General features: G+C 65.1%; 9 protein-coding genes and 1 riboswitch. All 9 genes read right to left on the bottom strand.

The genetic code is table 11. From position 1 onward, the window contains the following. Position 1: 1 nt before the first annotated feature. The gene (locus CH292_RS06730) at positions 2-1,618 is read right to left on the bottom strand and encodes an ABC transporter substrate-binding protein (RefSeq protein ID WP_094654365.1); all 1,617 of its coding nucleotides are present in this window, start codon (positions 1,616-1,618) and stop codon (positions 2-4) included. 98 nt (positions 1,619-1,716) lie between these two features. Further along, on the bottom strand, positions 1,717-1,812 hold the full coding sequence (locus CH292_RS29620; protein ID WP_329955143.1) for a putative leader peptide: 96 nt from the start codon (positions 1,810-1,812) through the stop codon (positions 1,717-1,719). A 4-nt stretch (positions 1,813-1,816) separates the two neighbouring features. Then, a riboswitch (SAM riboswitch) is annotated at positions 1,817-1,919 on the bottom strand. A gap of 65 nt (positions 1,920-1,984) precedes the next feature. Next, positions 1,985-3,085: an LLM class flavin-dependent oxidoreductase gene (locus CH292_RS06725; RefSeq protein ID WP_033190237.1), complete on the bottom strand. Its 1,101-nt coding sequence runs from the start codon at positions 3,083-3,085 to the stop codon at positions 1,985-1,987. 44 nt (positions 3,086-3,129) lie between these two features. After that, positions 3,130-4,569, bottom strand: a complete 1,440-nt coding sequence (locus CH292_RS06720; RefSeq protein WP_033190172.1) for an MFS transporter — start codon at positions 4,567-4,569, stop codon at positions 3,130-3,132. Then, a complete protein-coding gene (locus CH292_RS06715) occupies positions 4,541-5,932 on the bottom strand; it encodes an NtaA/DmoA family FMN-dependent monooxygenase (RefSeq protein ID WP_094654363.1) in 1,392 nt (463 codons plus the stop codon). Before CH292_RS06715 ends, CH292_RS06720 begins: the two co-directional genes overlap by 29 nt. A gap of 1 nt (position 5,933) precedes the next feature. After that, positions 5,934-6,971 (bottom strand): LLM class flavin-dependent oxidoreductase, encoded by a 1,038-nt coding sequence (locus CH292_RS06710; RefSeq protein ID WP_094654362.1) that lies wholly within the window; start codon positions 6,969-6,971, stop codon positions 5,934-5,936. Then, positions 6,968-8,038, bottom strand: coding sequence for an LLM class flavin-dependent oxidoreductase (locus CH292_RS06705; protein WP_094654360.1), 1,071 nt, complete (start codon positions 8,036-8,038; stop codon positions 6,968-6,970). The genes CH292_RS06710 and CH292_RS06705 overlap by 4 nt, the downstream gene beginning before the upstream one ends. Continuing rightward, a complete protein-coding gene (locus tag CH292_RS06700; RefSeq protein WP_033190170.1) occupies positions 8,035-8,547 on the bottom strand; it encodes a GNAT family N-acetyltransferase in 513 nt (170 codons plus the stop codon). Before CH292_RS06700 ends, CH292_RS06705 begins: the two co-directional genes overlap by 4 nt. A 189-nt stretch (positions 8,548-8,736) precedes the next feature. After that, entirely contained in the window at positions 8,737-9,813 is a 1,077-nt protein-coding gene (locus CH292_RS06695; protein ID WP_094654359.1) for an FAD-dependent oxidoreductase, read from the bottom strand. Positions 9,814-9,816: the final 3 nt, after the last annotated feature.

Below are 9,816 nucleotides of genomic sequence, written 5' to 3'. Positions count from 1 at the left end.
GTTACTGTCCGCTCAGCCAGGTGTCGAAGAACTGCAGCCGGGCCGACGCCTCGAACTTCAGGTCCTGCACGTTCGGTCCGGCACCGATGGCCTGCGACAGTTCGATCGTCGGAATCCACAGTCCGTTGTCGAGAACCTGCTGCTGCGCGGTAGCGATGATCTCGTTCCTGGCAGCGGTGTCGGTGGTGGCCAACTCCTCGTCGAGCGAGGCGTCGAGGTCGGGAATCGGTCCGCGGGCGTTGAGGTTTCGCCCGTCTACGGCGAAGGACGTACGCAGGATGTCGCCGTCGGCGCGGGTGCTGTTGTAGTACGTCGAGTCGTAGTCCTTCGTCCCCTGACGCGCCGTGGCCTCGGAATTGGAAACGAGCTCGAGCTGCAGATCCACTCCGACGTCGCGCAGCTGCTGCTGCGTCAGTTCGAGGATCGCCTGATTACCGGCGAACACCGCGCTGAACATGACCTTGAACGAAAGCTTCTGGCCGTCCTTCTCGCGGATTCCGTCGGCACCGGGCACCCAGCCTGCTGCGTCGAGAATCGATTTCGCCTTCTCCGGGTCGTACGTGACGTCCGCCAACTCCGTGTAACCGGGGGTCTTGCTGGCCAGCGTGCTCGTCGCGACCTTGAAGTCGGGTCCGAGAATGGTGTCGATCAGTTCCTGACGGTTGATCGCCGGCACCAACGCCTTACGGACCTCGGGATCCTGCAGCACCCCGCGAGTGACGTTGGGTTGGAAGCCGAACGGTGTGCCCGGGTTGGACGTCGTCAGAATCTGCCCTCCGGTGGCCTCGATCTGCGGCGCGTCCTGAGGAAGCGCGTCGGAGATGGCGTCGAGCTGGTTGGAGGACAAGCTGCCGGTACGCACACCCGACTCGGGTACGACGGTGAACTCGATCGTGTCGAGGTATGCCTCGCCCTCGTGTCCGAACACGTCCGAGCCCCAGTCGTATCCGGTGCGCTTGGCCAACGTGACCGACTTGTCCTGCTGATAATCGGCGTAGGTGAACGGCCCGCTGCCGACGTTGGAGCCGTCGCACCGTTCCTCGGCAGGCTTGGCGACGGTGGACAGCGCCTGAAGGCCCAACTGCGCCGTCGACGTCGCCTGCAGGAACTGTGCGTTCGGGCCGTCGAAGTCGACCTGCGCAGTGAGCGGGTCGACGACAGTGGTGCCCTGGTAACCCGACAGGTAGCTACCACCGAGCGGCGACTTGGCCGTGGTCAGGATGTTCACGATCGAGTCGAAATTGGCCTTCACCGCCTCCGCGTCGACCGGTGTGCCGTCGCTGAAGGTGACACCGTCCTTCAGCTTGAACGTGAACGACGACGCGTCGGGTGCCACCTCCCAGCTCTCCGCGAGCCACGGAGTGATCTCCCCCGTCTCCGGATCCTGATCCGTCAGCGAGTCGACGACTTGCCTGACGACGTAGATGGTCTGGTTGGTCCCGGACTGAGCGGGGTCCGAGCAGGTGGGAGCACCCGACAATCCGTAGCGCAGAGTGCCGCCGGCAGTGGGCTCTCCGGCATCGGCCGAGGTGGTTGCCCCGCCACCTCCGCAGGCTGTGAGCACGACACTCAGGGCAGCGACAGCGCTGACACCTGCAAAAACGGAACGTGAAGACACCGAGATACTCCGGATCTTGATAGGACGCCGTCGACGCGCACGCAGGCGCGCCGAGTCAGGCGGAGAGGGATGGAGAGAACAGCAGACCGAGTGAGAACTCAGCCGCGACAGATCGAACCGGTCAACCGGCACAGATCCACGTGAATACGGCCCCAGGCCGTGACGAAGCCCTCGCTGAGCTGCGTGGTGGTCATCGTTCCTCCATCGGTCCCGGCGGTAGCACCCTCACCCGCGTGTTTCACCCCGCGGGGGGTTGCTGCGACGTCGTAGAGCCAGGTCTCTCGGTCGCTCTGGATGGTGTTTCGCCGACGAGTCTACGACGACGCGGTCGGGCTGCGCCAATTGGGTCGGTTTCCTACCGACAAACTAGGTGAAGTTCTTGCGCAGTACTTCCCCGAAATGCTCGGCCTCCTCGAGGTGCGGATAGCCGGAGAAGATGAACTCCTCGATCCCGACGTCGACGTACTCGCGGATTCGCTCGGCCACCTCGTCGTGGCTCCCGACGAGGGCCGTGCCCGCTCCGCCTCGAACGAGCCCGAATCCGGCCCACAGATTGGGTCCGACCACAAGCTTCGTTCGATCCCCACCGTGCAGATCCAGCATTCGACGCTGCCCTTCGGACCCGATGCTGCGCAACGCTTTCTGGCGCCGCGCAACGAGTTCGTCGTCGACACCCGAGATCAGATTCTCCGCGACCTGCCACGCCTCCTCACTGGTTTCCCTCGTCACCACGTGCAGGCGAATCCCGCCACGAATGCTCCGCCCCTTCTCCCTCGCGGCGGCCTTGACCGCGGCGAGCTTGTCCGCGACCTGCGCGGGCGGTTCTCCCCAGGTCAGAAACACGTCCGCCTCGGAGGCTGCGACGTCGATCGCCTCCGGCGAGGACCCGCCCAGGTACACCTCGGGCAGCGGAGTAGGTGCGTACCCGCCGAATCCACCTGCAGGCCGGTCCACCTCGTAGAACTCACTGTGCACCGAGACTGCCTCGCCGTCGCCCACGGCTCTCGCGATCTGGAGGAACTCCTGCGCTCGACGGTACCGCGACTGCTTGTCCAGCGCGTCGCCGTATGCCCGCTGCTCGGCGTCGTCTCCACCGACGACGACATTCAACAACGCGCGTCCGGCCGACAATCGTTGGAAGGTACTCACCATCTGCGCGGACAGAACGGGCGCCACGGCACCGGGACGAAAAGCCACCAGGAACTTCAGATTCTTCGTCGCCGAAATCAGCGCCGACGTCACCAGCCACGCGTCCTCGCAATGCGCTCCCGTCGGCGTCAGAACCGCGTGAAAACCCAGCCGATCGACGGTCTGCGCGACCTGCGTGAGGTAGTCGAGCGACGCCTCCCGGTGGCCGGTGTCCGCAACGACGACTCCGGTGGCCCCGATGCCGACTCCGTGCGACGCGCCACCCAGACGTTCGTCGTCACCGCCCGTCGGGAGAAACCACGAGAACTTCGGTGTCACCGAGGCCTTCTGGCTCACTTCTGTTCGTGTCGCTTCTGTTCGTGTCACTGCTGTCTCCGATCAGCTCTACGCCGGCTGTCCGTCACTGCACATACGAGAGACCCGATCAGCATCATGCCACTGACCCCGAGTCCGAGGCCTGCCGCACGCCCGAAGTCGGTGTCGTCGGCCGCGAGCACCCCCAGGTAGATGCCCGGCACCGCGGCGAGGGAAATGGTTGCCGAAAGTCGTTGGGACAGTTGCAGAAATCCGGCCGCGACGCCGTTGGCCTGGGGAGGCGAGTACTCGAGCGTCATCGCGCGATTCGGTGCGTCCACGAATCCACTTGCCACGCCGGACAACACCGCGAGCACGACGAACGCCGGTACCGTCGCACCCCGGGGCAGGTATGCGATCACGCCGATGTAGCCGGCCACCACGAACAGTTCGAGCACGATCGCACCGACCACGGCACTTCGGCCGAACTTCGCTACGACCCTCCATCCGAACGCAGACGTCACCGCCATCAGAATCGAACTGCCGACCATGATCAGAGCGGCCTGCAGCGCGGGGTATCCCAGGCCCTCGATGAGGTAGAGACTCAGCACCGCCTGCAGCGCCAGCACGGCGCCGAACCAGAACATCGCAACGGCCGTCCCCAGCGTGTATCCCTTGGCGGCCAGCAGTGCAGGCAGGAGAACGGGTGTGCCGCCCCTCGACGCGAAACGCTTCTCCCAGAACCAGAAGCCCACCAGCAGTCCCACCGATCCGACCACCGACAGGGTCGAGAACACCGCGCCGAGCGAAGACACCATGGGCAGCAACAGCAGCAGCGTCGCGACACCGAGAGCGAGGAGGCCGAGCACGTCGATGCTGGCGCCGGAGCGTCTACTGGAATCCCTGCGTAGCCACAGGGAACCCGCGATCAGGGTCGCTACGGCGAACGGGACGTTGAGCAGCAACAGCAGGCGCCAGCCGACGTCTGGATCGGCAACGCCGAGAAGCGTTCCGCCGAGGATCGGACCACAGAGGCCTGCCAGGCCGCCCGCCGTGCTGTAGACACCGAGTGCCTTCGCGCGTTCGCGGCCACTGTACCGATCGGTGATGATGCCCAGAACCTGCGAGCTGACGGTGCCGGCACCTATCCCCTGTCCCAGCCGCGCTGCGACGATCATCCACGGCTCGGCCGCACCTGCCCCGATCAGGCCCATGACGGAGAACACACCGAGTCCTGCGAGGAACAACCGTCGTCGCCCGATGACGTCGCCCAGCCTGCCCGCCGGTACCAGCGCGAGACCGAACGTCAGGGAGTAACTCGCCAGAATCCACTGCACCTCGGACGTGCCCGCATCCAGTGACGACCGGATCGCGGGCACGCCGATACTCAGAACCGCGGAGTCCAGAAGGGTGGTGAACCCCGCTGCCGCGCAGACGTATACGTCCTTTCGCGAGACACCGGTTCGTTGCTGCTCGAGATCAGCCTGCAGCGCTGCTATCGGTCTCACCGGTCTTTCTCCACGTCAACGGTTCGCGAAGACCGAGATGACCACGCAACGTGGTCTCCGTGTACTCGGTCCGGTACGCACCGCGCTCCTGCAGTTCCGGAACCAGCCAGTCGACGATCTCGTCGAGGCCACCGGGGACGATGTACGGCGAGATGTTGAATCCGTCCGTCGCTCCTTCGCGGACCCATTTCGTGAGCTCGTCGGCGACCTGCCCTGGCGTACCGGCGAACCCGGAACGCGCCGTCGTCTCGATGGCGACCTTGCGTAGCGAGAGGTTCTTGGCCTCGGCCAATGCGCGCCACTCCTTGGCGATGGCGTTGGGATCCTTGCCGTCGCGGAACGCACCCCGGGTTCCGGAGATCGGCGCCGATACCGGATCCTCGGAGGGCAACGGCCCGTCCGGGTCGCGATCGGACAGATCCTTGCCCCAGACGAGGCCGACGAGCGACAGCGCGGTCGGACCGGTGAACTGTCCCTCCCGAACCCACCGCTCCTTCTCCTCCACCTCGGACGCGTTCTCCGCCAACACGATCTGAGTACCGGGAAGAATCTTGATGTCGTCCTCCGGACGACCCGCGGCGCGGAGCCGGGCGCGGATGTCGTCGGCGAAGGTCAGTGCCTCGTCGAAATCGGTTCCGTGTCGAGAGAAGATGACGTCGGCGTTCGCAGCAGCGAAATCGCGACCGGTCGACGAGTCACCGGCTTGGAAGATGACGGGATGCCCCTGCGCGCTGCGTGGCAGAGTCGCATCGAGCTCGAGGTCGAACTGGGACGTCGTTCTCGACACCCGTTGGACGGCGTTCTTCTCGGCCCAGTACTGGCTGTCACGCGAGGTCGCGAGTGCGTTGTCCGACCAGGAATCCCAGATGGCACGGGCAGTCCGGATGAACTGTCCGGCTCGCTCGTAACGCAGTTCGTGGTCGAGAAAGCCGCCGCGCCGGAAGTTCTCACCCGTCCACGCATTGTCGGTGGTGACGGCATTCCATCCCGCCCGGCCGTCGGACAGAACATCCAGGCCGGCCAGACGACGCGCGAGATCACCCGGCTCGTTGTACGTCGTGTTCTGAGTCGCGACCAGGCCGATCCGAGACGTGATGCCGGCCAACGCGGACAACTGCGCGATCGCGTCGGGACGGCCCGCGATGTCCAGGTCGAGGATCTTGCCTTCCTGCTCGCGCAGGCGCAGGCCTTCACCGAGGAAGAACGCGTCGAACAATCCCCGTTCCGCGGTCGTGATCATCCGGCGGAACGTCTCGAAGTCGATCTGCGAACCACTGGCCGAATCCGACCAGATGGTGGTGTGATTGACGCCTTGGAAGAAGACACCGAAGTGAACCTGGGCGTCGGGGCGGTACGGGCTCATGTCAGACCCTTTCGTAGCGGTTGGCGGGCCGAGTCAGGCCGAGGTTGGCGCGCAACGTCGATCCGGGTACGGGTCGATGTGCAACACCTGACTTCAACAGCGGCGGTAAGACGTAGCGCGCGAGGGCCGGAAGGTCCTCGTCGACGACGGTCGGAAACAGGCGAACGCCGTCGTATCGCGTTGCGATGTCGGTCAGAAGGTTCACCAATCCGGCCGCGTCACCGACGTATTCGCGCCGTCCGCTCGTCGGCGCACTCCCCTGCGAATTCAACAGCTCCGTACGTTCGGACGCCGTGACGCCGGACGCGTCGAGCGTGACGTCCAGTTCGAGGAACGTGAGCCCGTCGCCGCGGTGTGTGCTCTCGTTCGACTCGAGCACGACGTCGACCTGATCCCGGTCGTCTTCGGTACCGAAGACGACCAACTGCCCCTGCGGCGGCCTCGGCACGATCGCCGGGCCCTTCACCGAGAAGCTCTCGCCCTCGAAGTCCACGTAGTGCAGCTTGTCTCGGTCCAGGAAGCGTCCGGTCGCGACGTCACGCACAACGGCATCGTCCTCCCACGAATCCCACAACTGCCGTACGACGGTGATGGTGTCCGCCTGTTCGCGGTCCAGGTCCACCGCAGATTCGACGAGGGGACGGCCCCACGCCCGCGCCGCAGCAGCGTCGTCGACCCGCACCGGAATCCATCCGCCGCGGCCACGGGACGCGTAGTCCAGCGTGGCGAGCTGCGAGGCGGTGTGGAACGGCTCTGCGTAGGTGGTCCCGACGACGGGAACCAACCCGATCGTCGACGTGGTCGCAGCAACGAACGACGCGCGGTTGACGGCGTCGACCCGGGCGCTCACGTCCCCGGCGGGAGCCACGATGGAGTCGTCGAACGTCGCGAACGTGAATCCTGCGTTCTCCGCGGCAGCGACGCGGCGGCCGAGCACTCGACCGGACAGGGATTCGCTCGGTGCATGCGCCGCCCGACGCCATGCCGCTGAATGCGTTCCCTCCCCGTCCAGCTCGATACCGAGGGCGAAAATGCTCATACCAGAACCTCTTTCGGAGAACTTTCGGAAACCAGCGGCCGGCTGGGAATGCGGTGGCGCAGAACGGGAGCCACGTCGGACTGAAAAAGTTCCAGACTGCGGCGCTGTTGAGATGCGGTCACACCGTCGGCATCGGCGCTGAGGTGGATCACCTCGTGGCCGAACCGTTCGTGGTAGCGGCCGACCTTGTCGATCACCTGCTCAGGACTGCCGATCAACGCCGAGCTGCGCTCCACCAGGTCCTCCAACGTGTCGAAGACGACGGGCAGACCGGCTTTACGCTGCGCCGCGAGGCGTGCCTCGAAGGTGAAGCGGTACGCAGCGAGAGCTTCCTGCGAGGTCGGCGCCACGTGGAAGCCTGCTGTGCCTGCGCCGACGAGTGCGTCCTGTGGAGCACGCCCGTAGTGCTCCCACCTCTCGCGGTAGTGGCGTATGAGCTCGGCGTACGGCTGAACAGGGTTGCTGACGTTCGCCGAGAACAGCGGATCACCATAGCGCGCAGCAAGATCCACGGACTCGGTGCTGGTTGCGCTACCGTGCCAGATTCTGATGCGCTCCTGCAGCGGACGCGGGAGCGCCTTGGCGTTGTTCAACGACGGCCGGAACCGACCGGACCACGTCACGGTCTCGCTCTCCCAGAGCATGCGGAACAACTCGTAACCCTCGCGGTTACGGTCCCACTGATCGTCCGGGGTGACATGGAACAGATCTGCTTGCGCGCTACCGTTCCCCTTGCCGATGATCAGTTCGAGCCTGCCACCCGACAGGTTGTCCAGCGTCGAGTAATCCTCGAACGCTCGAACCGGATCCAACAGACTCAGCGTCGTGACGGCGGTGAACAACCCGATCCGCGACGTACGAGCCGCGATGTTGCTGAGCACCACCGGCGGCGACGACGAGATGAACGGGTCCTCGTGACGTTCACCGACCGCGAATCCGTCGAAACCCAGTTCTTCTGCGAGAACTGCAGTCTCGACCACATCCGTGAACCTCTCCGCAGGACTCTTCTTCTCCTGCGAGATCGGATCCGGTCGGTGGGCGATGAGGCTCATCAGCAGAAACTTCATTCTGCGCCCTCACAGCTCAAGGACTTCTCGAACGGGTGAACGCCGACTTCCGCCGAGGGCAGCGACCGATCGTAGAGCGCTGTGTACCCGGTGGACAGGTACAGCGCAACAGCCTCGGGCTGATTCCATCCGGTGGTCAGGTAGACACGGCGGTAACCCCGCTCGGACGCGATACGCTCGAGTTCGGCAACGACGAGCTTTCCGTAACCCCTCTTACGGTGCGAGGCCGACGTCCAGATGCGTTTCAATTCCGCAGTGGTGGCGTCGTACTGACGAAAAGCTCCCCCGGCCACCGGAACACCTTCGGCGATCGCCACCACCAGCGCACCGCCCGGTGGCTCGAACTCGTCAGCCGGATACGACGTCAACTCGCTGTACATCTGCCCCGGCGTGGTGTCGTACCGGCTCGAATACTCGAGTGCCAGCTCCTCGATCAGCGGCGCCGCCAGCGGATCGGTCTGGTGGACGGCAACGAACTGCAGTGCTGTGGTTCCCAGCGAGGTTGTCATGTTTCTCCTCCATCGGTCCTGGCGGGAGCACCCGCACGCACACGGCGTGATGGTTGCTGCGACGTCGTCGAGCCAAGCCAGGAGTGCAGCCTGCGAAATGACCAGAGTGGCAGTCTCGGTCGCTCTGGATGGTCTGGATGGTGTTTTCAGTTGTACGAACCGGGACCGGTGCTGTTCCATTCCCGATTGCTAGGAAATCTGTCGAGCTCCCAGCCGGAACAAGGGTGTCTCGGACGTCCCACCGTCGACCAGGTCCGCGACGAGCTCGCCGATCGCAGGCGCGAATTTGAAGCCGTGTCCGGAGAATCCACCGGCGACGGTCAGGTTCCCGACACGGTCGACGACGAAATTGGAGTCGGGCGTTGTGGTGTACAGGCAGGTCAGAGGGTCGGCTGATGCGGCGTCGACGCCGGGCAGCCAGGTGCGGGCATACGTCTGCAGTCGGTCGACACCGTCCTCGCGAGCGACGAAATTTCGCGTGTCGGGATCGACGATCGGTCCGGTTCCGTGTTCGCCGATCTTGACGCCCTCTTCGCCCTGCAGACCGTAGATCCCCTCACCGTCGAGTTCGGCGCCGGGGTGGTGGATGAAGCTCGGCCAGTCGGCCGAGGTGGTCGGTAGGAAGTGTGCGGGTTGTTCCTGTGTGGTGACCAGTTCGGGCAGGGTGACGTGCGAGTCGACTACCTTCGACGTCCAGGCACCTGCGGCGACCACGATGTGGTCGGCCACGTAGGTGTGCGCGTCGGTGGACACCTCGCTCGCGGAGATGCTGCGCACCGGACTGCCGTACTCGATTCTCGCCCCGAGGGCGGCAGCCGCAGCGGTGAACGCGGCCACACTACGGTCGGCGTGCAACCGCCCGGCGTCCGGGTGATAAAGCACGGTTGTGTCGAATTTCAGCCCTGCCCAACGCTTCTGTGCCTCACGCGGTTCGAGGACCTCGCTCGCCAGCCCGGCCTTCGCGAGCGCCTCGACGCGCGGAGTCACGATGACGGGTGCACCGTGATCGACGGCGCCCGTGAGCGTCAGTAGTTCTGTAGCGGTGTCGTTTTCGAGCTTTCGCCACAGTGTGTACGCACGCGCGGCGAGGTCAACGTAGTAGTCGTCGGCGTAGGCATGACGGAAGATGCGGGAAGTTCCGTGTGACGCGCCGTAACGATGGCCCGGCGCGAATTGTTCCAGCAGGGTGACACGGTGGCCACGCCGTGCGAGCACCCAGGCGGACGCCGCACCGATCACTCCGCCACCGACGACTACTACGTTCATGTA

Source organism: Rhodococcus sp. 14-2470-1a (assembly GCF_002259425.1).
Classification (GTDB): Bacteria; Actinomycetota; Actinomycetes; order Mycobacteriales; family Mycobacteriaceae; genus Rhodococcoides; species Rhodococcoides fascians_E.
Note: the sequence above shows the minus strand (reverse complement) of the source record. Positions and strands in the feature narration are given on the sequence as shown.

What these genes read in the sequence shown, in the direction of transcription:
- CH292_RS06700 (WP_033190170.1), bottom strand. Translation starts at nt 8,547, where the DNA reads ATGACAACCTCGCTGGGAACCACAGCACTGCAGTTCGTTGCCGTCCAC.
- CH292_RS06705 (WP_094654360.1), bottom strand. Translation starts at nt 8,038, where the DNA reads ATGAAGTTTCTGCTGATGAGCCTCATCGCCCACCGACCGGATCCGATC.
- CH292_RS06695 (WP_094654359.1), bottom strand. Translation starts at nt 9,813, where the DNA reads ATGAACGTAGTAGTCGTCGGTGGCGGAGTGATCGGTGCGGCGTCCGCC.
- CH292_RS29620 (WP_329955143.1), bottom strand. Translation starts at nt 1,812, where the DNA reads ATGACCACCACGCAGCTCAGCGAGGGCTTCGTCACGGCCTGGGGCCGT.
- CH292_RS06710 (WP_094654362.1), bottom strand. Translation starts at nt 6,971, where the DNA reads ATGAGCATTTTCGCCCTCGGTATCGAGCTGGACGGGGAGGGAACGCAT.
- CH292_RS06715 (WP_094654363.1), bottom strand. Translation starts at nt 5,932, where the DNA reads ATGAGCCCGTACCGCCCCGACGCCCAGGTTCACTTCGGTGTCTTCTTC.